The sequence below is a fragment of the Haloplanus litoreus genome, from assembly GCF_045690335.1.
Classification (GTDB): Archaea; Halobacteriota; Halobacteria; order Halobacteriales; family Haloferacaceae; genus Haloplanus; species Haloplanus litoreus.
Genome location: NZ_CP147874.1, coordinates 2,707,248 through 2,726,626 on the forward strand (window position 1 = coordinate 2,707,248; position 19,379 = coordinate 2,726,626).

19 protein-coding genes are annotated in these 19,379 nt (G+C 68.0%); 10 read left to right on the plus strand and 9 right to left on the minus strand.

Annotated elements, in window-relative coordinates:
• Window positions 1-8: 8 nt before the first annotated feature.
• The 3 genes from V8686_RS14495 to V8686_RS14505 are packed head-to-tail and all read right to left on the minus strand — an operon-like array spanning window position 9 to window position 2,462.
• Entirely contained in the window at window positions 9-935 is a 927-nt protein-coding gene (locus V8686_RS14495) for a hypothetical protein (RefSeq protein WP_379705350.1), read from the minus strand.
• 58 nt (window positions 936-993) lie between these two features.
• On the minus strand, window positions 994-2,049 hold the full coding sequence (gene meaB / locus V8686_RS14500) for a methylmalonyl Co-A mutase-associated GTPase MeaB (protein WP_379705353.1): 1,056 nt from the start codon (window positions 2,047-2,049) through the stop codon (window positions 994-996).
• Window positions 2,046-2,462, minus strand: a complete 417-nt coding sequence (locus V8686_RS14505) for a cobalamin B12-binding domain-containing protein (protein WP_379705356.1) — start codon at window positions 2,460-2,462, stop codon at window positions 2,046-2,048. The genes meaB and V8686_RS14505 overlap by 4 nt, the downstream gene beginning before the upstream one ends.
• A gap of 92 nt (window positions 2,463-2,554) precedes the next feature.
• Here V8686_RS14505 and V8686_RS14510 point away from each other — a divergent pair, with 92 nt between their 5' ends.
• Together V8686_RS14510 and V8686_RS14515 are read left to right on the plus strand one after the other, a co-directional pair.
• Complete coding sequence (locus V8686_RS14510) at window positions 2,555-2,752, plus strand: hypothetical protein (RefSeq protein WP_379705359.1); 198 nt, start codon at window positions 2,555-2,557, stop codon at window positions 2,750-2,752.
• Complete coding sequence (locus V8686_RS14515; RefSeq protein WP_379705361.1) at window positions 2,749-3,468, plus strand: hypothetical protein; 720 nt, start codon at window positions 2,749-2,751, stop codon at window positions 3,466-3,468. The genes V8686_RS14510 and V8686_RS14515 overlap by 4 nt, the downstream gene beginning before the upstream one ends.
• 18 nt (window positions 3,469-3,486) lie before the next feature.
• Here V8686_RS14515 and V8686_RS14520 read toward each other — a convergent pair whose 3' ends face one another.
• The 3 genes from V8686_RS14520 to V8686_RS14530 all read right to left on the minus strand — a co-directional run bounded on the left by V8686_RS14520 (window position 3,487) and on the right by V8686_RS14530 (window position 6,770).
• The gene (locus V8686_RS14520) at window positions 3,487-5,328 is read right to left on the minus strand and encodes a S9 family peptidase (protein ID WP_379705364.1); all 1,842 of its coding nucleotides are present in this window, start codon (window positions 5,326-5,328) and stop codon (window positions 3,487-3,489) included.
• A gap of 73 nt (window positions 5,329-5,401) precedes the next feature.
• A complete protein-coding gene (locus V8686_RS14525; protein WP_379705366.1) occupies window positions 5,402-5,662 on the minus strand; it encodes an MTH865 family protein in 261 nt (86 codons plus the stop codon).
• A gap of 43 nt (window positions 5,663-5,705) precedes the next feature.
• Window positions 5,706-6,770: a glycosyltransferase family 4 protein gene (locus V8686_RS14530; protein WP_379705369.1), complete on the minus strand. Its 1,065-nt coding sequence runs from the start codon at window positions 6,768-6,770 to the stop codon at window positions 5,706-5,708.
• Between the two features lie 129 nt (window positions 6,771-6,899).
• On the opposite strand from V8686_RS14530, the gene V8686_RS14535 reads away from it, so the two are divergent.
• Window positions 6,900-7,331, plus strand: coding sequence for a universal stress protein (locus V8686_RS14535; protein WP_379705372.1), 432 nt, complete (start codon window positions 6,900-6,902; stop codon window positions 7,329-7,331).
• On the opposite strand, the gene V8686_RS14540 is transcribed toward V8686_RS14535, so the two are convergent.
• From V8686_RS14540 to V8686_RS14550, 3 genes are all read right to left on the minus strand, one after another.
• On the minus strand, window positions 7,332-7,955 hold the full coding sequence (locus V8686_RS14540) for a DUF420 domain-containing protein (protein WP_379705374.1): 624 nt from the start codon (window positions 7,953-7,955) through the stop codon (window positions 7,332-7,334).
• Between the two features lie 63 nt (window positions 7,956-8,018).
• The gene (locus V8686_RS14545) at window positions 8,019-9,068 is read right to left on the minus strand and encodes an NAD(P)-dependent glycerol-1-phosphate dehydrogenase (protein WP_379705377.1); all 1,050 of its coding nucleotides are present in this window, start codon (window positions 9,066-9,068) and stop codon (window positions 8,019-8,021) included.
• Window positions 9,069-9,132: 64 nt separating this feature from the next.
• Window positions 9,133-10,908, minus strand: coding sequence for a PAS domain S-box protein (locus V8686_RS14550; RefSeq protein ID WP_379705380.1), 1,776 nt, complete (start codon window positions 10,906-10,908; stop codon window positions 9,133-9,135).
• Window positions 10,909-11,030: 122 nt separating this feature from the next.
• Here V8686_RS14550 and aroA point away from each other — a divergent pair, with 122 nt between their 5' ends.
• The 7 genes from aroA (at window position 11,031) to dinB (ending at window position 19,284) form a co-directional block, all read left to right on the plus strand.
• Window positions 11,031-12,329, plus strand: coding sequence for a 3-phosphoshikimate 1-carboxyvinyltransferase (gene aroA, locus V8686_RS14555; RefSeq protein WP_379705383.1), 1,299 nt, complete (start codon window positions 11,031-11,033; stop codon window positions 12,327-12,329).
• Window positions 12,319-13,476, plus strand: coding sequence for a chorismate synthase (aroC, locus tag V8686_RS14560; protein ID WP_379705386.1), 1,158 nt, complete (start codon window positions 12,319-12,321; stop codon window positions 13,474-13,476). The genes aroA and aroC overlap by 11 nt, the downstream gene beginning before the upstream one ends.
• A gap of 72 nt (window positions 13,477-13,548) precedes the next feature.
• Window positions 13,549-14,190, plus strand: a complete 642-nt coding sequence (locus V8686_RS14565) for a DICT sensory domain-containing protein (RefSeq protein WP_379705389.1) — start codon at window positions 13,549-13,551, stop codon at window positions 14,188-14,190.
• A 434-nt stretch (window positions 14,191-14,624) separates the two neighbouring features.
• Window positions 14,625-16,511, plus strand: coding sequence for a 2-oxoacid:acceptor oxidoreductase subunit alpha (locus tag V8686_RS14570; protein WP_379705392.1), 1,887 nt, complete (start codon window positions 14,625-14,627; stop codon window positions 16,509-16,511).
• 2 nt (window positions 16,512-16,513) lie between these two features.
• Complete coding sequence (locus V8686_RS14575) at window positions 16,514-17,452, plus strand: thiamine pyrophosphate-dependent enzyme (protein WP_379705395.1); 939 nt, start codon at window positions 16,514-16,516, stop codon at window positions 17,450-17,452.
• An 84-nt stretch (window positions 17,453-17,536) separates the two neighbouring features.
• Window positions 17,537-17,965, plus strand: a complete 429-nt coding sequence (gene lrpA1, locus V8686_RS14580; RefSeq protein ID WP_379705398.1) for an HTH-type transcriptional regulator LrpA1 — start codon at window positions 17,537-17,539, stop codon at window positions 17,963-17,965.
• A gap of 59 nt (window positions 17,966-18,024) precedes the next feature.
• The gene (gene dinB / locus V8686_RS14585; RefSeq protein ID WP_379705401.1) at window positions 18,025-19,284 is read left to right on the plus strand and encodes a DNA polymerase IV; all 1,260 of its coding nucleotides are present in this window, start codon (window positions 18,025-18,027) and stop codon (window positions 19,282-19,284) included.
• The last annotated feature ends 95 nt before the right edge of the window (window positions 19,285-19,379 follow it).

Here is a 19,379-nt window from a genome sequence, read left to right on the forward strand (position 1 = left end):
AGCGCACCCTACCAGCTCTGCATCCCGGCCTCGAAGAGGACCACGACCACCTCGTTGGCGAGAAGCACGGTCAGATACGCGGCCGCCGGCACGACCAGCGAGTCGGTCCGCTCGTACCCCGTGGCGGCCAAGCCGAGGACGGCGGCGTGTGTGGCGCCGAACAGCAGTTCGGCGAGTGAGTCGGTGGCATTCGCCCACGAGAGCACTACGAGGCCGAGCACCGCCGAGACGGGCAGGTAGGCGAGATACTGCAGCCACTCGCGGTCGACCTCGTCGACGGCGTACAGGGCGAGTGCGAGCGTCACCACGAAGACGGTCGCGAGGGCGAGTTTTCCCCGGTCTGGAAAGGCCGTGAGACCGCCGGTCGAACTCGTCAACACGACCGCCGCGAAGACGGTGGTCAGGAGGGCCGCGCGTCGCCCGTCGACGACCCGCGCGAACGTTCCCTGGACGAGCACCTGACAGACGACGGTCAGGGAGAGCGCGCCGACCAGCAGTCCCGGGCCGAGCAGCGACGGGACTGCCGTCACGGGCGTGCCGGCGCTGTACGCCGACGTGGTGAACGCGTTGTACGGGACGCCGGTGAAGACCGCGACCGTTTTCGTGAGCGCGACCATGCCGAGCGGAACGCCGACGGCGAGGCCGAGGGTCCGGCGGTCGGCCGCGGCCGGCGGGCGCAACCCCACGTCGATGCCCCGGAGGACCGCGTAGCCGGCGCCGTAACAGACGACGCCGGCGAGGAGGACGCCCCCGACGAGGAGGGGACCGACGGGGAGGACCGTCCTCTCCGGAATCGTCGCCAACAGGCTGGGTTGCAGCGCCGTCACGACGCGGCGCCACAGGTTGAGACCGACGAGCGAGCAGACGACGACGGTGAGTTCGGTGACGAGTGGAACCGATCCCACGGCGGCGGGCACCGCACGGCGGAGGGGCATGATCCACCGATGGCCGTCGCGGTGTTTCAGTGTACCGAGGTCGGAGCGGACGGCGCCGTCACTCCCGGCGTTGGCGAACGCAGTCGACCAGCGGGTCGAGGATCCGGTCGGCGACGGTGTAGGGATCGGTCTCGCGGGCACGGATCGCGTCGACGAGCGACGCCATCCCACCCCGGTGTTCTATTTCGTCCTCCAACAGGTCGGCCACGTCGTCCCGGAGCAGTTGCCTGATCTCCTCGGCGTAGCGGGTCCGTGCCCGGCGGTCGAGTTCGCCGGTCGACCGAAGATGGTCGTAGTGGGCGTCGAGGGAGTCGATCAGTTCCACAACCCCTTTCCCTTCGGTGGCGACGGTTTCGACGATTCGGGGGTCCCACTCCTCGCCGTCGGCGTCGGCGACCGTGTCGGTCGCCCCGTCGGCAATCGCTCCCGCCCCGTGGTGGCCGGCGCCGGCCGCCGTCGCGCCCTCGCGCATGTGGAGCATCTCCTGGAGATCCGAGACGGTGGTCGCGGCACCGTCCATGTCGGCCTTGTTGACGACGAACACGTCGCCGATTTCGAGGATGCCGGCTTTGAGCATCTGCACGTCGTCGCCGCTGCCGGGTTGGACGAGGACGACCACCGTGTCGGCGGTGCGAACCACGTCGACCTCGTTCTGGCCGGCGCCGACCGTCTCGACGACGATGCGGTCCTTGCCGAAGGCGTCGAGTGCTTTGATCGCGTCGGCGGTGGCGGTCGATAGCCCGCCCAGTTGCCCGCGGGCGCTCATCGACCGAAAGAACACGTCCATGTCCCCGACGTTCGAGGCCATGCGGATGCGGTCGCCGAGGACCGCGCCGCCGGTGTACGGCGAGGATGGATCGACCGCGATGACACCGACGGTGAGACCCCGATCCCGGTAGGCCTTGGCGAGTTTGTCGACCAGCGTGGACTTGCCGGCGCCCGGACTACCGGTCACACCGATCACCTCCGCGTCGCCGGTGTGGGCGTGGAGGTCGGAGACGATGTCGCGGTAGCCGGGTGAACGATCCTCGATTTTGGAGATGGTCCGAGCGAGCGCCCGGTGGTCGCCGTCGAGGACGTCGGCGACCAGCTCCTCCGCGTTCGCCTCGCTCATCGTTTCGGGACGTTGTCGCGGACGAAGTCGATAGTCTCCTGCATGGGCGTGCCGGGACCGAACACCTCGGAGACACCCGCCGCGATCAGGTCCTCGCGGTCCTCGTCGGGGACGATCCCGCCGACGATGACGAGGGTGTCTTCGAACGCGCCGTACTCTTTCAGACCCTCGATCACCTTCGGGACGAGCGTGTTGTGGGCCCCGGAGAGGATGGAGATCCCGAGGACGTCCACGTCCTCCTGGACGGCCGCCTGGACGATCTCCTCGGGCGCCCGATGGAGACCGGAGTAGATCACTTCGAATCCGGCGTCGCGGAAGGCTCGCGCGATGACGTGTGCGCCACGGTCGTGGCCGTCGAGGCCGACCTTGGCAACGAGACACCGGATGGTCCGCTGTTCCTGCCCTGCGCTCATGCGTGAACGTTCACCACGCGACCGTTTGACTCTAACGGAGCGGGCCGTCTGGACGCCCACTTTTATAACAAAGCGTGGTGTTAACGAAAGACATGCACCGATCAAGATCGACGGCCGGCACACTCGCCGCCGCCGTCGCGAGCATCGTGTTGACCATCGTCACCGTCGCCACGGGCGGAGCGCCCGCACTGGGCGGTGAGCGAGGCCGACCGACGGGGACGACGCGGCCGCATCCCGTCGGCTGCCCGGTCCGCACCGCCGACACCGCGTGGGGAGGTGCGTTAGCATGAGTCTGCTCGACAAGCTCCGCTCGATTTTCGGCGGCGGATCGGGGTCGGAGGGGACCGCATCGCCGTCGGAGCCGGAATCCGAACCGGAGCCGGAACCCGACGCCGAATCCGAACCGGAGCCGGAACCCGACGCCGAATCCGAACCGGAGCCGGAACCCGACGCCGAGGAAGGGGCCGAGACGGAGGAGGAAGAAGCCGGTGCCATGTCCACCAAGGCCGTGGCCGAGATGGCCGACCCGCGCCGTCGGGAGGGGGAGGACAACACCGTCGCCAATCGGGCGGCCAACCCCGAGGATCACGAGGCCGCGGAACAAGAGGAGGAAGGAGCCGGTGCCATGTCCACCAAGGCCGTGGCCGAGATGGCCGACCCGCGCCGCCGCGAAGGCGAGGACAACACCGTCGCCAATCGGGCGGCCAACCCCGAGGATCACGAGGCCGCGGAACAAGAGGAGGAAGAAGCCGGTGCCATGTCCACCAAGGCCGTGGCCGAGATGGCCGACCCGCGCCGCCGCGAAGGCGAGGACAACACCGTCGCCAATCGGGCAGCCAACCCCGAGGACCACGAGGAAGCCGAGGCCGCTGAAGAGGAGGAAGAAGACGACGGCAACGTCCCGACCAAAGACGTCGCTGCCGCCGCCGACCCGCGCCGCCGGGAGGGGGAGGACAACACCGTCGCCAACCGGGCCGCCAACCCGGACGACCAGCCGGCCACGTAGGCGACGCTGCGCGGGGCCTCACGTCCGCGCCGGGCCGAGGTGCGTATCGAGGAACTCCGCGATAGCGGAGTACGCCTCGATCCGATTCTCCAGTTTCGTGAAGCCGTGACCCTCGTCGTCGAAGATCAGTTCGCGGACGGGGACGCCCGCCTCGCGGGCGCCCTCCACGATGCGGTGGGCTTCACTCACGGGCACGCGCGGGTCGTTCTCGCCGTGGAGGACGAACAGGGGTGCGGCGACGTCGCCGACGTCGTGGATCGGGCTGATCGACTCCAGCAGGTCGCGGTCCGCGTCGAGGGAACCGTACTCGGCTTCGCGGAGTTCGCGCCGCCAGTCGCCCGTGTTCTCGAGAAACGTGACGAAGTTGGCGATGCCGACGATGTCGACGCCCGCCGCCCAGACGTCGGGGTAGGTGGTGAGCGCCGCGAGCGTCATGAACCCGCCGTACGAGGCGCCCATCACCGCGATTCGATCGGGGTCAACGGCGGGGTGGTCGTACAACCACTCGACGCCAGCCTTCAGGTCCGCGACGGAGTCCATCCGCTTTTCCACGTCGTCGAGGTGGGTGTAGGCCTTGCCGTAGCCCGTCGACCCGCGGACGTTGGGTTCGAAAACGGCGTAACCCCGCGAGAGGAGGTACTGTTTCACCCGACCGAACGAGGGGCGGCGCTGTGACTCGGGACCGCCGTGGACGTCGACGACCACCGGCGTCTCGCCGTGGCCGGTGTCCATCTCGGGCAGGGAGAAGAAGGCCGGAATCTCCAGGCCGTCGAAGGAGGGGTAGTGGACGAGTTCCGGCGCGACGAAGGAGTCACGCGGAATGCCGGCGGTGGAGGCTCGGGTCCAGGGCTCCACGTCACCGGTCGTCACGTCGACGACGTAGACGTTGGCGGTGTCGTCGCTGCGGGTGACCGTCAGTGCGAAGCGGTCGCCGTCCGGGCCGAAGCTCACGCCGCCGGCAACACAGGGCGGAAGGTCGGGCGAGGGGAAGTGGTCCAGTCGCCCGGGTGCGACGAGTTCGCCCACGCCGAGTTCGGTGTAGCCGTCGACGTTTCGGGTGTAGACCAGACGGCGGGAGTCCTCGTCGATGGCGACGCCGTCGACGTTCCACTCGTCGTCGGCGAGGGCCGTCGTGTCGTCGGCCGCCTCGACGGGCGAGTGGTCGCCGGTGTCGAGGTCGATCCGTTCGAGCGAGAGCGTGTCGGCGTCGCGGTCGGTGACGAAGTAGACGTTCTCGCCGTCGGGACCCCAGTTGGCGCTCAGGTGGCGCACGTCGCCGTCGTGGGGAGTCAGGTGCCGGCGCGTGCCCGTCGCCACGTCCAGGACGTACACGTCCTGATCGAAACTGGAGTGGGACTCGGTGAGGAGGAGTCGTTCGCCGTCGGGGCTCCACCCCGCGACGGAGAGCCAGCCGTCGCCTTCGAAGACCAGTTCCGCGTCGGCACCCGTCGCCGTGCGCTCCTGAACGTACACGTCGAAGACGGCGTGCTCCCGGCGGTTCGAGACGAAGGCGAACCGGTCGCCGTCGGGACTCCAGCCGCCGAACCAGTGTTTCGCGTCGGGGTGCTGGGTCAGGTCCGCGATTTCGCCGGACACGACGTCGAGTCGGTAGAACGTCTCACGTTCGTCGCCACCGCTGTCACGGCCGACGATCAGTTCCGGGCGCTCGGGCGACCACGAGGCGAAGGTGACTCGATCGTCGAAGAACGTGCGTTGCTCGGGCCATCCACCGGGTTCGTCGAGGGTCCACACCTGCGGGACGCCCGTGGTGTCCATGAGAAAGGAGAGGCGGTCGCCGTCCGGACCGATGGAGGCGCTGTGTGCGCTCCGCACGTTGAGGTAGCGCTCGATGTCGAACATAGCGGTCGTTGGACGGCCGCGACCAAACGTGTTCCCCCGGTCGGCCCCGCTCCGGGGTGTGGCCGGTCCTGCCCTACAGCAGGCCTTCGGCTTTCAGCGCCGCGATCACGTCGTCGACGAGTTCGTCCACGGACTCGTACGGGAACTCCTGGTGGCCATCGAGGTTGGCGGCAAGTTCCATCGCCGAGACGGAGAAGTCGCCGGCCTCGAACCGCGTGCCCGGCCCGTTCGGAAGCGCTGGGACGAGATCCATCTGGTCGGTTACGGGGAAGTCGGCGTCTTCGAACGCCGACCGGAACTGCTCGCGGAGTTCGGCCTCAAGCTCGTCGCTCATGGGAACTCGTGGACGGATCGGGCGGAAAAGCGTTCCGAAACGGTCAGAACAGGCCGTAGTCGGCCACGAGACGGTCGTAGCAGTCGACGTACCGAGAGCAGACGGCATCGTGATCGTACGGGGCGTAATCCTCGTTGACCGTCCAGTGCTCTAGCTCGGCCGCGGCGACGATTTCGTCGGCGAGTTCCCGCGGACTGGTCACCAGCGACCCACGCGGGTCCGCCTCGACGAGTTCGTGGGCAGCGGAGTCGGCCTGGTACTCGACGACGCCGACGCAACCACAGGCCAGTGCCCGCAGGAGTTCGGTCGCGAACGGTGCCCACGTGGCCGTCTGGGCGAAGACCTGTGCCCCCTTGAGGATCGGAACCTGCTCGGCCGGTGGGAGGTCGCCGAGGAACTCGACCCGGTCGTCGATGCGCAGGTCCCGGGCCATCCGCTCGGCCGCCGCTCTGGCCGGCCCGTCGCCGATGATCGCCGCGCGCCACTCCCGTCGCCGGAGTTCCGCGAGAGCCAGCAGGAACTCCTCGACGTTTGCGTGTTCGTCGAGGGAACGGGCGTAGACGATGTCCGCCCGTGGGTCGACGGGAGCGGCCCGAATGCCAGCCAGGTCGACGCTGTCGGGGATCACCTCGACGGAGTCGGGGGTGGCGCCACACTCCCGCACCGTCGTCTCGACGGTTCCCGAGGGAACGAACACGGCGTCCGGCGAGCGGGCGGCCCAGTGACGGCGCCAGGAACTCGCCGTCTCGTCGTCGGGGCGAGTCCACCACTCGGCGACCACGGGCGTGCGACGGAGGCGGGCGGCAGCCTTCGCGGCCGGTACCGCGAGCGTGGGTTCCGAGGCGACGTGGATTACGTCCGGGCGGACGCTGTTGAGGACGAAGGGCAGTTTCGCGACGAACGCCAGCGGGGAGCGGTCGGCCGTCACGCGGCGGTAGGTGACGCCGTCGAAGTCGAAGGACGCGTGGTCGCCACCCCACCACTGCTGACAGACGAGAGTCACGTCGTGGCCACGGGCTGCCAGTCGCTCGGCGACTGCCCGCGACCGACGGGCGTACCAGCCCCCCCCGTGATGGGGCGTCGTCATCGTCACGAACGCGAGGCGCACACGTCGGGCCACGAGGTGGGTGCCCAAAAATCCCCACCGTCGGCCGCCGGTCGGCCGATCATCTACCGGGTTCCCGTCACTCGGGAACCGGTACGCAGATTGACGGCCCGGGGGGTCGAACCGGGGGGTATGTACGACGACATCCTGATCCCGACCGACGGGAGTGAACCGGCGGCAGCGGCCTTCGAACACGCCTGTTCCATGGCCGAGCGCTACGACGCGACGATTCACGCCCTCTACGTCGTCGAGACGGACAGCCTCGCCCACGAGGCGCCGGAACTGGCCATCGAGGACCTTCGGGAGACGCTCCGGACCGAGGGCGAGGCGATACTCGACGACCTGACCGCGCGGGCGACCGACCGCGGTATCGAACTCACGGACGCCATCGTGGAGGGCGTCCCCGAGAACGTGATCCTGGAGTACGCCGACGAACACGGGATCGACCTGCTGGTGATGGGGACACACGGCCGACACGGCATCGAGCGGTATCTGGTCGGGAGCGTCACCGAACGGGTCGTCCGCCGGTCGTCGGTCCCGGTACTCGTCGTGGGTGGAGAGTGATCACCCGACGACGCCCGGGACGAAGACGATGGCCGCCTCGATGAACCGCCAACTGTAGACGTGGTTGAGGAGGAGGTAAGCGAGGACGCCGAGCGAGAGCGAGAGGATCCACGCGCCGGCGGCGATCCGACCGACACGGGCGTGGGCGGTCTCACGGAGTTCCGACGGCGTGTGCGTCAACCCGAGGACGATGGCGTAGAGGACGACGGGCACGGAGACGATAGAGAGGATGATGTGGATCGCCAACATCGCGAGGTAGGCGAGGTAGGGGATCTGCGGGCCGACGAACTCCTTGGTGCCGCCGCCACCGATCTTCGTCAGGTAGAGGACGAGAAAGAAGAGGATGAGCCCGAAGGCGGTCGACATGGCGGCCGCGTGCTTTTTCACCTCGTCGCGGCGGATCCAGCGCCATCCGGCGACCAGACAGAGCGTCGCCGTGGTGTTGACGACGGCGATGGCGTCCGAGAGCAGGTTCACCTGACCGAGCGAGAGATCTGGGAAGAGCGATGCGGGAACCACGCCCACGAAGGTGCCCACGACGAGGGTGTAGCCCACGACGGAGAGCACCGCGGTGACGGCGGCGGGGTGATCCTTGACCGGACCGCTTGCACTGGCCGTAGCCATACCGGCGGTCGGGTCCGGATCGGCTTCCCTTTTCCGCTCCGTCGGCGCGGTCGGGTCGTGGGGTCAGATGACGCCCGTCCGGGTGGCGGCCTCGCGGGCGGCCGCCTCGCTGATGCCGTCTCCGAGGATGGTGTACCGGTCGCGAATGCGGTGGGCCGTGGTCAGCGCCTCGATGATCGTCTCGTCGTCGAAGCCGAGTTCGTCGGCGGTGGTCGGCGCACCGATGACCGAGAGCGCGTCGCGGATGTCCCGCCACATCCCCTTCTCGCCCTCGTGGAGGTAGGCGACGAGGATGGAGCCGACGCCGACCTGGTGGCCGTGGAGCGCACGGCCGGGGGCGATGCGGTCGAGCCGGTGAGAGAAGAGGTGTTCGGCGCCGCTCGCGGGACGGGACGAACCGGCGATGGACATGGCGACTCCGGAGGAGACGAGCGCCTTCACGACCACCCACGCGGACTCCTCCAGCCCCTCCTTGACCGAGGCGGCGTTCTCGACGAGCATCTCGGCAGTCATCCGCGAGAGTGCGCCCGCGTACTCGGAGTACTCCACGTTCTGCAGGCGGTGGGCGAGTTGCCAGTCCTCGACGGCGGTGTAGTTGGAGACGATGTCGGCACAGCCGGCTGTGGTGAGGTCCCACGGCGCCGCCGCGATGACCTCGGTGTCGGCGACGACTGCGAGTGGCGGGTCGGCGGCGACGCTGTGGCGGGTGTCCCCCTCGGGAATCGACGACCGGCCGCTGACGATACCGTCGTGGCTGGCCGCGGTGGGGACGGAGACGAAGCCGAAGCCGAGACGGTCCGCGACCATCTTCGCCGTGTCGATGGGTTTGCCGCCGCCGAGGCCGACGAGGTAGGTAGCCTCTTCGGCCTCGGCCATCTCGGCGACCCGGTCGACCGCATCGAAGCCCGCTCGCTCGACGGTGACCGTGGCGGGGTCGTTCCCCAGTTGGTCGCGAACTCGGTCGCCGACGAGGCGGTTCGGCGTCGGACTCGTGACGACCAGCGACCGACCGACCACCGAGAGGTCGTCGACTACGGCCCCCAGGTCGTCGAGGACGCCGTGGCCCATGACGACGTTCCGCGGGAGTTTGATCCACGTCGACTTCTCGAACATAGGCACCCTATTTTACCGACGCAGTTAATGGGTGAGGTTCGCGCAGACGACCGGGCACTGCCCGTCACGCGGACTCGGCTGCCGGCAACGTCAGCGTGATCACGCTTCCGCGGGGTTCCCTCGCCTCGATTCCAAGGGTACCGTCCGAGAGGCGCACCACCCAGGAGGCGAACAGGAGGCCCAGCCCGGAACTGTGGTGGAGTTGATCGATGTCCTCGTCGAGGTGGAGGCTCCGGCGCTCGATGTCGGGGATGCCCGGCCCGTCGTCCGCGATCCGAACGACGACCCGGCCGTCGTCACGCCGGTCGACGTCGATTCGGATCGTCGGCGCGTCGGCGTCGCTGTACTCGACGGCGTTCTCGACGAGTTCGGAGACGGCTGTGGACAGGTCGGGAATCACCGCCGCCACCAGATCGGTCTCTCCGCCGACTTCGATGTCGGCGTGCGGGTAGTGCGCGCGTGCCCGCCGGACCTGCCGGTCGACTAGCTTCGACACGTCGATCGGAACCGAGTCGGGTGGGTTCGTGAGCACCTCGACGATCCGGCGTTCCCGGTCGGCCTGTTCGACGATGTGCTCGCCGTACGCCTCGATGCGGCGGAGGGCCGCCTCCTCGTCGTCGACCCGGCCGCGGCGGATCTCCTCGGCGGTGCCTCGAATCACGTTCATGTCGTTGCGGATGTTGTGACGGAGCCACTGTTCGAGCACCTGCATCTGTCGCTTTCGCTCCTTTCGCGCGGCGACGTCACGGCCGATGCCGACGACCCGGGATGGCGTCTCGTCGGGATCATCGTTCAGTCGCCGGCTCCGAAATTCGTAGGGGATGTGGCGACCCTGACGGGTGACGAGTGTGACCTCGACAGTGTCGCTTCCCGTCTCGAAGGCCCGTTCGATCGACTCCTCGATCCGGGGGGTGTCGGCGTCGATGAACAGATCACGGACCGTCATCGACGCCAGTTCCACGTCGTCGTAGCCGGTCACTGCCGTGGCGGCCTCGTTCCACCGCAGGAGGTTGCCGTCGTCGTCGACGACGTAGAACACGTCCTCGAGGGTGTCGAGGGCACGTTCGACGAAGCGTCGCTCCGCGCGGAGGGCGCTTCGCGTCCGCTGGAGGTCCGTGACGTCGACGACGACGGCCTGTCCGATGTTCTCGCCGAAGAAGCGGCCGACTGCCGTCGCCACCTGAACGTGTCGCACCTCGCCGTCGGGACGACGGAGTCGCATGTAGGTCGGCCCGACCGACACCCCGCGTTCGACGACGGTCGACAGTTCCTGCTCGACGATGTCGGCGTCGTCGGGGTGGACGAACTCGAAAATCGAGTGGCCGATGAGTTCGTCGCGCCGCGACAGTCCGAGGAGGTCGAGGGCCGCCTCGTTACACCAGATGGACTCGCCGCTGGCGTCGAACAGGTTGATCGCGACGGGTGAAATTTCGACGAGATGACGATACCGCGTCCGGCTCTCCTCGTCCGCCCACGGCTCCTCCTGGTGGATTGCCTCCCGGAGTCGCGAGACGACCCGCTCCGGATCGTCCCGCGGGACGTACCCGGTCACGTCGGCCGCGACGGCGTTGGCCGCAATCTCCGGGGACCCCTCGGCCGTAACCAGGACGAACGGAAGCGACGGTCGGGAGACTCGAATCGAGCGGAGGAGACACACCCCGTCGAGGTCGGGGAGGTTGTAGGCGCTGACGACCCCGTCGACGTCGCCCCCTTCGACGACGTCGAGACACCGGGAGGCCGCGTCGACGGTCGTCACGTCGAACCCCGCGTCGGTGAGGAGGACGTCGAGACGGTCGCTCCCGCCGACGAGAACGATGTGACCTTCCGCCTCGACGACCATGGCGCACGATACCACGCACAGCCACCTAACAGTTGGTGCCGGGAGGTGACCACCGGGCCGGTCGGCGACCGACGGGTGTCGCGGTCGGTACGCTGATACGGCGGCCGCCCGACCGGTGGCCCATGGACGTGGAACTCACGCGGTCGCGGGTCGACGGACGGGCGCGGGCGCCGCCGTCGAAGAGCTACACACACCGGGCGATCCTCGCGGCGGGGTACAGCGATGGCGCCGTCGTCGGCGATCCGCTGGTGAGCGCCGACACGCGGGCGACGATGCGGGCGGTCGAAGCGTTCGGGGGCCGCGTCGACCGGGTGACCGACGACCGGCAACTCGACGTCGCGGGCTTCGACGGCCGACCGACCGTCCCGGACGACGTGATCGACTGTGCGAACAGCGGGACGACGATGCGCATCGTGACCGCCTGCGCGGCGCTCGCGGACGGGTTGACGGTGCTGACGGGCGACGAATCGCTCCGGTCGCGGCCGCAGGGGCCGCTCCTCGACGCGGTCGAACAACTCGACGGCCGGGCCGAGAGTACGCGCGGCAACGGACAGGCACCGCTCGTCGTCGGCGGCGACGTCGGCGGCGGCGCGGTGTCCATCCCCGGAGACGTCTCTTCACAGTACATCACCGCCTTGCTGATGGCGGGTGCGGTGACCGAGACGGGAATCGAAATCGAGCTGGAGACGGAGCTGAAGTCGGCGCCCTACGTCGACATCACGCTCGAAGTGCTGGCGGACTTCGGCGTCGAGGCCGCGGCGACGGAGGCGGGCTACCGCGTGCCGGGCGAGCAGTCGTACGGCCGGGACGACACCTACGCGGTCCCGGGCGACTTCTCGTCGATGTCGTACCTGCTGGCCGCGGGGGCAGTGGCGGGCGGCGAGGAGGGCGTCGTCGTCGAGGGCGCCCGACCCAGCGCGCAGGGCGACAGCGCCATCGTCGACGTGCTGGAGCGGATGGGCGCGGACGTGAGTTGGGACCGCGAGGTGGGGGAGATCACGGTCCGACGGAGCGACCTGACGGGTATCGAGGTGGACGTGGGTGACACGCCGGATCTCCTGCCGACCGTCGCGGTCCTCGGTGCCGTCGCGGAGGGCGAGACTCGGATCGTCAACTGCGAACACGTCCGGTACAAGGAGACCGACCGCGTGAGCGCGATGGCGACGGAACTGGAGCGTCTGGGCGCCGACGTGACCGAGGAGCGGGACGTCCTGACGGTCCACGGCGGTGAGTCGCGGCTTCGGGGCGCGACCGTCGCGGGCCACGACGACCATCGGATCGTGATGTCGCTGGCGGTGGCGGGGCTGGTCGCCGAGGGGACGACCACCGTCGAGGGCGCCGACCACGTCGACGTCTCCTTCCCGGGCTTCTTCGACGTACTTTATCATCTCGGAGCCGAACTGATCGAACATGAACGGTAACCGATTCGGTCGTCTGTTTCAGGTGACGACCTACGGGGAGAGCCACGGGGACGCGATGGGCGTCGTCGTCTCCGGCTGTCCCGCAGGCCTCGAACTCAGCGAGGAGGACATCCAAGGCGACCTGGACCGCCGCAAGCCGGGTCAGTCGATGATCACCACCAGCCGGGGCGAGCCCGACGAGGTGCGGATCCACAGCGGCCTGCAAGACGGCTACACCACGGGGACGCCGCTGGGGATGGTCATCCAGAACAAGGACGCCCGGTCGGGCAAGTACGAGCCGTTCGTGACGGCGCCGCGCCCCTCGCACGGCGACTTCACGTACTCGGCGAAGTTCGGCACGCGCAACTGGGGGGGCGGCGGCCGCTCCTCGGCGCGGGAGACGGTGAACTGGGTTGCCGCGGGCGCAGTGGCCAAGAAGATTCTCGCCCAGCGGGACGTCGAGCTCAAGGCGCACGTCAATCAGATCGGCGACATCGAGGCGCCCGAGGTGAGCTTCGAGGAGATGGTCGAACACAGCGAGGACAACGAGGTGCGGTGTGGCCACCCCGAGACGGCCGAGCGGATGCGCGAGGCCATCGACGAGTACCAGCAGGAAGGCGACTCCATCGGAGGGTCCATCGAGTTCGAAGTTCGCGGCGTTCCCCGGGGTCTCGGCGCGCCGCGGTTCGACTCCTTTTCGGCGCGCCTCGGGCAGGCACTGATGTCGGTGCCGGCGGCGACGGCCTTCGAGTTCGGACTGGGTCGCGAGGCGCGACGATACACGGGGTCCGAGCGCAACGAGGACTGGGAGTTCGACGAGGAGGGTGACCCCCGGCCCGTCGGCAACGACCACGGCGGTATCCAGGGCGGCATCACGACCGGTGAACCGATCTACGGGGAGGTGACGCTGCACGCGCCGACGTCCATCCCGAAGACTCAGACGACGGTCGACTGGGAGACGGGCGAGGAGAAGGAGATTCAGGTCGTCGGCCGGCACGACCCGGTGCTCCCGCCGCGGGGCGTGCCGGTCGTCGAGTCGATGCTCGCGCTGACCGTCGTCGACTTCATGTTGCTGGCGGGGCGGATTACGCCCGACCGGCTGGACGGCCAACCGGGCGAGTACGACACCGACTACCACCCGCGGAGTCCGGACGACGTCGACTCGTAGGCCGTCCGGCCGTCTCCGCACTGCCCCACGGATTTCAGGGGTGATAACGCGGGCACAGGGTAGCTGACGTGTATGTCCTTCCCTCCCACGGAGATGGTCGTCGACGCGCCCCCGTCCAGCCTTCGCGACTTCTTCACCGACGTCCCCGACGGTGACGTGTCGCTCGTCACCGTCAACCGGACTCACCCGAAACCGATACGGGACCTACTCGCGAACGCGTTCGCCACGCAGTCGGTGACTCTGTCCGAACGGGCGCTGCCGACCGACGAGGACCTGGTCGCACCCCTCGAGGGCGGCGAAGTCACCGCCATCCCGTCGCTCGACCGGGTGATTCAGTCGTTCTTGCTCGTGAACGCCGACCGCTTCAAGACGAGTGCGTGGGGGTTCGACGACGCCGTTCCGTCGGTGCTGACGGGGATGGACGGAACGCTGTTCGACCTCCGTGGGCATCCGGCGTCGAACAAGGAGACCCTCCTCCTGGTACTCATCTCCCGACACATCGAGCGACTGGCCCACGAGGCGGGGGTGGGGACAGTTCGCTCGGCGTTCCAGCGGCTGTCCCGACTCGAAGACGAGTTCGGCACTCGGCAGGTGTACGAACGCCTCTCGGGGCGGACGCCCGACGTCCACGTCTACGGCGTGCCGGACGAGTCGCCGACGTTGCGAGACGCTACCGTCCACGGTGGCGCTGGCGAGGAGTACCGCAACTCGTAGTGTGTGGTACCGACCGTCGGAGGGGGCGTCGGTGAGGCGGACGGGGCGGAAGCGACAGCACTTGTCGCCCACCAGTAGGAACCGAACCGCTGGCGGGGGTTCTGGACCTACGAGACGAAACACGTCGAACGCATCGACGGCTATCTCGAACGGTCGGTCTGAGCGACGCACGCGACGCGGTGGGTGCGCGCGGAGACGACGTGGCCCGCAAACGAGTCCGGGGACTGATACGATCGACGCTCGGGCACCTTCGCGGCACTTGGCGTCCAGCCAACCGACGCCGGCCCGCCGATTTTCCCGTCGTCCCGATAGCGAGTAGGAGCCCCGAAATCGCCGGTCTTACATCATTTTTGCTTGGTAACGTATAGCAAAGGCTTTAGTCGAACCATGGACAACCTCCTCGGTAGTGGCCCCCTTCGGGCCGTGATGTGAATATGACTGACCACGAACTCATGTGGCGGATCGCTGGCGGGTCGGGCGACGGTATCGCATCGACAAGTCAGAACTTCGCCAAGGCCCTGATGCGGGCAGGGCTCCACGTCTTTACGCATCGACATTATCCGTCGCGGATTCGCGGCGGCCACACGTACACCGAGGTACGGGCCAAGTCCGAACCGGTCCAGTCCCGGGGTGACGGGTTCAACTGCCTACTCGCGCTGGGAGACTCCTTCGCCCGCAACCCCAAGGAGGACGCGTACTACGGTGACGAGGAGGTGAAGCCGCTGGCGGAGAACCTCGACGAACTCAACGAGGGCGGCGTCATCGTCTACGACACCGGGCTACTGGACAGCGAGGACATCCCGAACTTCGAGGAACGAGTCGAAGAGAACGACTGGCACGTCTATCCGCTCAACCTCCGCGAAATCGCCCGCGACCACGGACGAGAGGTCATGCGGAACACCGCCGGCGTCGGGGCGACGGCCGCCCTCCTCGGCATCGACCTCCAGTACTTCGAGGAACTGATGGCCGAGTCGATGCCCGAGGACATCCTCGAACCAAACAGGGAGATCCTGCATTACACCCACGATATGGTGAAAGAGGAGTTCGAGTTCACCCACGACCTCCAGGTTCCCGAGGGCGACCACGACGAGGAACAGGTACTGCTCTCCGGGAGCGACACCATCGCCTACGGCGCCATCGACGAGGGCTGTCGGTTCATCGCGGGCTACCCGATGACGCCGTGGACCGAGGTGTTCACGATCATGTCCCAGGCGCTGCCGGACCTCGGCGGCGTCTCCGAACAGGTCGAGGACGAAATCGCGGCGGCGGCGCTCGCGCTCGGCGCCTCCCACGCCGGCGTCAAGTCGATGTCCGGGTCGTCCGGCGGCGGCTTCGCGCTCATGTCCGAGCCGCTCGGACTGGCGGAGATGTCCGAGACGCCCGTGGTGCTGGTCGAGGCGATGCGCGCCGGCCCCTCGACGGGCCTGCCGACGAAACCCGAACAGGCCGACCTGGAACACGTCCTCTACACGAGCCAGGGAGACTCGAACCGCGTCGTCCTGGCGCCGGGAACGGTCGCCGAGGCCTACGAGCAGTCCCGCCTCGCCTTCCAGCTCGCGTACGGCTACAACATGCCGGTCGTCCTGCTCTACGACCAGAAACTCGGGGGCGAGCTGATGAACGTGCCCGCGAGCCACTTCGACCGCGAACCCAACCCCGACCTGGGCGCCGTGACGACCGAGGAGGAACTGGCGGACGCACCCCACGGTCCCGGCGGGAAGTTCTACCGCTACCGCTACGACGCCGAGGACGGCGTCAGTCCGCGGTCCATCCCCGGCCAGAAGGGCGGGCACTTCCTCGTGACCGGGAACGAACACAACCAGGCCGGCCACATCGAGGAGGACCCGACCAACCGCGTCACGCAGATGGAACGCCGGATGTCGAAACTCGACGGCGTACGCGAGTTCCTCGACGACAAGAACACGCAGACGTACATGGGTCCGGAGGAGGCCGACTACGGTCTGATCACCTTCGGCAGCCAGCAGGGGACCGTCGAGGAGGCGGTCGCCCGCCTCAACGAAGCCGGGCACTCGGTGAAAGGCATCGGCGTCAGCGACATGATGCCCTACCCGGAGGAGGAGATGACGGCGTTCTTAGAGAGCGTGGACGAGGCGCTGGTCGTCGAGATGAACGCCTCCGGGCAGTTCCGCGGCCTCACGCAGAAGGAACTCGGCCGGTTCGGCGACAAACTCTCCAGCCTCCTGAAGTACAACGGCGAACCGTTCGAACCCGCGGAGATCGTCGCGGGCTTCGAAGCGAGCATCGAGGGGCAGGACGTCCCCGACCAGCAGACCACCTACGTCCCGGCGGCAGGTGACTAACCATGAGTGCATTCTCAGCAATCGGCGAAGACCGCGAAATCGACCGCGAAGAGTTCACGCCCACCCTCGAACCCCAGGCGACGTGGTGTCCGGGGTGTGGCGACTTCGGCGTCCTGAAGGCGTTGAAACAGGCCATGCCCGAGATCGGCCGCAACCCCGACGAGGTGTTGCTCGTCACCGGCATCGGCTGTTCGGGCAAGCTGAACAGCTACTTCGAGAGCTACGGCTACCACTCGATTCACGGCCGCTCGCTGCCCATCGCCCGGGCGGCGAAACTCGCCAATCCCGAACTCGAAGTGATCGCGGCCGGCGGCGACGGTGACGGCTACGGGATCGGTGGCAACCACTTCATGCACACCGCCCGCGAGAACCACGACATGACCTACATCGTCTTCGACAACGAGATCTTCGGCCTGACGAAGGGGCAGACGTCGCCCACGTCACCGAAAGGACACAAGTCGAAGACCCAGCCCCACGGAAGCGCCAAAGATCCCATCCGACCCCTGTCGCTGGCGCTCACCTCCGGTGCCTCCTACGTCGCCCGGACGGCAGCGGTCAACCCGAACCAGGCCAAGGAGATTCTCGTCGAGGCGATGCAACACGACGGCTTCGCCCACGTGGACTTCCTGACCCAGTGCCCGACCTGGAACAAGGACGCCCGCCAGTACGTCCCCTACACGGACGTCAACGACTCGGACGAGTACGACTTCGACCCGACGAACCGGGACGAGGCCGCGGCGATGGCCAGCGAAGCCGAGAAGACCCTCTACGAGGGCGAAGTGCTCACCGGTCGGTTCTACGTCGACTCGGAACGCCCCTCCTACCAGGAGGAGAAACAGGCTATCGGCGAGATGCCCGAAGAACCCCTCGCGGAGCGGTACTTCGACGACGACTACGAGTGGGAGCGCACCCACGACATGTTCCTCGACCGACACAAGTAGCCTGTCGGGGCGCCTTCGGATCGGGAGGAAGAACCGTTTTTCGTCTTCGCAACATATTTTTTACGTGGACCGAAAGGTACCGATATGGGAACGACCGCTACGGAACGTCGCATCCTCTCCGTTCTCGAAGAGGACGCACAGGCGTCCTACGGGGAGATTGCGGATCGTGCCGGCGTCTCGAAGCCGACGGTCCGAAAGTACATCCAGCAGATGGAAGAGGAGGGGGTTATCGTCGGCTACTCGGCCGAAGTCGACCCCAAGAAACTCTCGGGGCAGTCCATCGCCATGGTCGGTATCGAAGTCGAGAGCGAACGGTACGTCGAGGTGACGCGCGCGCTGAAGGCGATGGACGCGGTCGAAGCCCTCTACACCTCCTCCGGGGACCACATGTTGATGGCGGAGATCAGGGCGCCCGACGGCGACGCCCTGGGCGACGTGATCAACGACGACATCCTCGACGTGGAGGGTGTGACGGCGACACACCCCTCCTTCCTGCAGGAGCGGCTGAAATAACGTCACCGTCGGAATCCGACGAGCGGAATCTTGAGGGGCGTCGGCGTCCGACATCGAGCATGGCCGGTCGCGAGGGTGGAACACTTCCCGGGGCGGACGACACGGACGCGGAGACGCGCATCGTCTGTCACGTCGACATCGACTGTTTCTACGCCTCCTGCGAGCGGTTGCGTGACCCCGACCTGCACGGCGAACCCGTCGTCGTGGGCATGGGGTACGAATCGGGCGAACCCCACGGTGCCGTCGCCACGGCCAGTTACGAGGCCCGCGAGTTCGGCGTCGAGAGCGCTCAGGCAATCTCGCAGGCGCTCGACCGACTGCCGCGGATGGAAGCGGCACGCGAGGACCCGGCTCTCGACCCGGCCGAGGCGGGGTACTACCGACCGGTCGATCTGGAGTACTACCGCGAGGTAGCCGACCGGATCAAAGCCATCCTCCGGGAGTGTGCGGACCGGATCCGTGAGGTAAGCGTCGACGAAGCGTACCTCGACGTGACCGAGCGGACGGCGTGGACCGTCGTCGACGGCCGGACGCTCGCGGAGGGGTACGCCCGGCACGTCAAGGAACGGATCGCTCGCGAGGTGGGCGTGCCCGCGAGCGTCGGCGTCGCACCCAACATGAGCGCCGCGAAGGTGGCGAGCGACCACGACAAACCCGACGGGCTAGTGGTGGTCGAACCCGGCGAAGTGCAGGACTTCTTCGCGCCGTTGCCCGTCGACGCGGTCCACGGCGTCGGCCCGGTGACGGCGCGGGAACTTCGGGAGATGGACATCGAGACTGCGGGCGATCTGGCGGCCGCGGCCCCCGGCCCACTGCAGGAGCGGTTCGGCGAACGCGGGCGAACGCTCCACGACCGGGCGCGCGGCCACGACGACCGGGAGGTGACGCCGAAGGGCCGGCCCAAGAGCCTCTCGCGGGAGTCGGCGTTCACCGAGGCGACCGACGACGCCGACAGACAGCGTGAGACGATCGGCGGCCTGGCGGCGGACGTGGCCGACCGGGCCGAAGGGAAGGGCGCGCTCTACCGAACCATCGGCATCAAGGCCGTGACGCCGCCGTACGACGTGAACACGCGGGAGCGGTCGCTGCCGGGTCCGGTCGCCGATCCGGATCTGGTTCGGGAGGTGGCGCTCGACCTCCTGACGGAGTTCGCGGGTGATCCGGTTCGCAAACTCGGGGTGCGGGTGTCGAACCTGCAGTTCGCGGCGGCGGAGCAGTCGCGACTCGACGGCTGGGACGGCGGCGCGGACGGGGCGACCACCGGCGGCGACGGCGCGTCGTCGCGGGGGCAGTCCTCGCTCGGGGACTTCGACGCGTGAGGTACCGTAGCGTTTGGAACTGTTTGCACGCCCGCTCGCACGCCGTCTGGCGATCGGGCGTGCACTGACTTACAAAGGCTAGTATAGGACGTCCG

Coding starts and splice junctions, on each gene's coding strand:
- V8686_RS14495 (WP_379705350.1), bottom strand. CDS start 935: ATGCCCCTCCGCCGTGCGGTGCCCGCCGCCGTGGGATCGGTTCCACTC.
- meaB (WP_379705353.1), bottom strand. CDS start 2,049: ATGAGCGAGGCGAACGCGGAGGAGCTGGTCGCCGACGTCCTCGACGGC.
- V8686_RS14505 (WP_379705356.1), bottom strand. CDS start 2,462: ATGAGCGCAGGGCAGGAACAGCGGACCATCCGGTGTCTCGTTGCCAAG.
- V8686_RS14510 (WP_379705359.1), top strand. CDS start 2,555: ATGCACCGATCAAGATCGACGGCCGGCACACTCGCCGCCGCCGTCGCG.
- V8686_RS14515 (WP_379705361.1), top strand. CDS start 2,749: ATGAGTCTGCTCGACAAGCTCCGCTCGATTTTCGGCGGCGGATCGGGG.
- V8686_RS14520 (WP_379705364.1), bottom strand. CDS start 5,328: ATGTTCGACATCGAGCGCTACCTCAACGTGCGGAGCGCACACAGCGCC.
- V8686_RS14525 (WP_379705366.1), bottom strand. CDS start 5,662: ATGAGCGACGAGCTTGAGGCCGAACTCCGCGAGCAGTTCCGGTCGGCG.
- V8686_RS14535 (WP_379705372.1), top strand. CDS start 6,900: ATGTACGACGACATCCTGATCCCGACCGACGGGAGTGAACCGGCGGCA.
- V8686_RS14540 (WP_379705374.1), bottom strand. CDS start 7,955: ATGGCTACGGCCAGTGCAAGCGGTCCGGTCAAGGATCACCCCGCCGCC.
- V8686_RS14545 (WP_379705377.1), bottom strand. CDS start 9,068: ATGTTCGAGAAGTCGACGTGGATCAAACTCCCGCGGAACGTCGTCATG.
- V8686_RS14550 (WP_379705380.1), bottom strand. CDS start 10,908: ATGGTCGTCGAGGCGGAAGGTCACATCGTTCTCGTCGGCGGGAGCGAC.
- aroA (WP_379705383.1), top strand. CDS start 11,031: ATGGACGTGGAACTCACGCGGTCGCGGGTCGACGGACGGGCGCGGGCG.
- aroC (WP_379705386.1), top strand. CDS start 12,319: ATGAACGGTAACCGATTCGGTCGTCTGTTTCAGGTGACGACCTACGGG.
- V8686_RS14565 (WP_379705389.1), top strand. CDS start 13,549: ATGTCCTTCCCTCCCACGGAGATGGTCGTCGACGCGCCCCCGTCCAGC.
- V8686_RS14570 (WP_379705392.1), top strand. CDS start 14,625: ATGACTGACCACGAACTCATGTGGCGGATCGCTGGCGGGTCGGGCGAC.
- V8686_RS14575 (WP_379705395.1), top strand. CDS start 16,514: ATGAGTGCATTCTCAGCAATCGGCGAAGACCGCGAAATCGACCGCGAA.
- lrpA1 (WP_379705398.1), top strand. CDS start 17,537: ATGGGAACGACCGCTACGGAACGTCGCATCCTCTCCGTTCTCGAAGAG.
- dinB (WP_379705401.1), top strand. CDS start 18,025: ATGGCCGGTCGCGAGGGTGGAACACTTCCCGGGGCGGACGACACGGAC.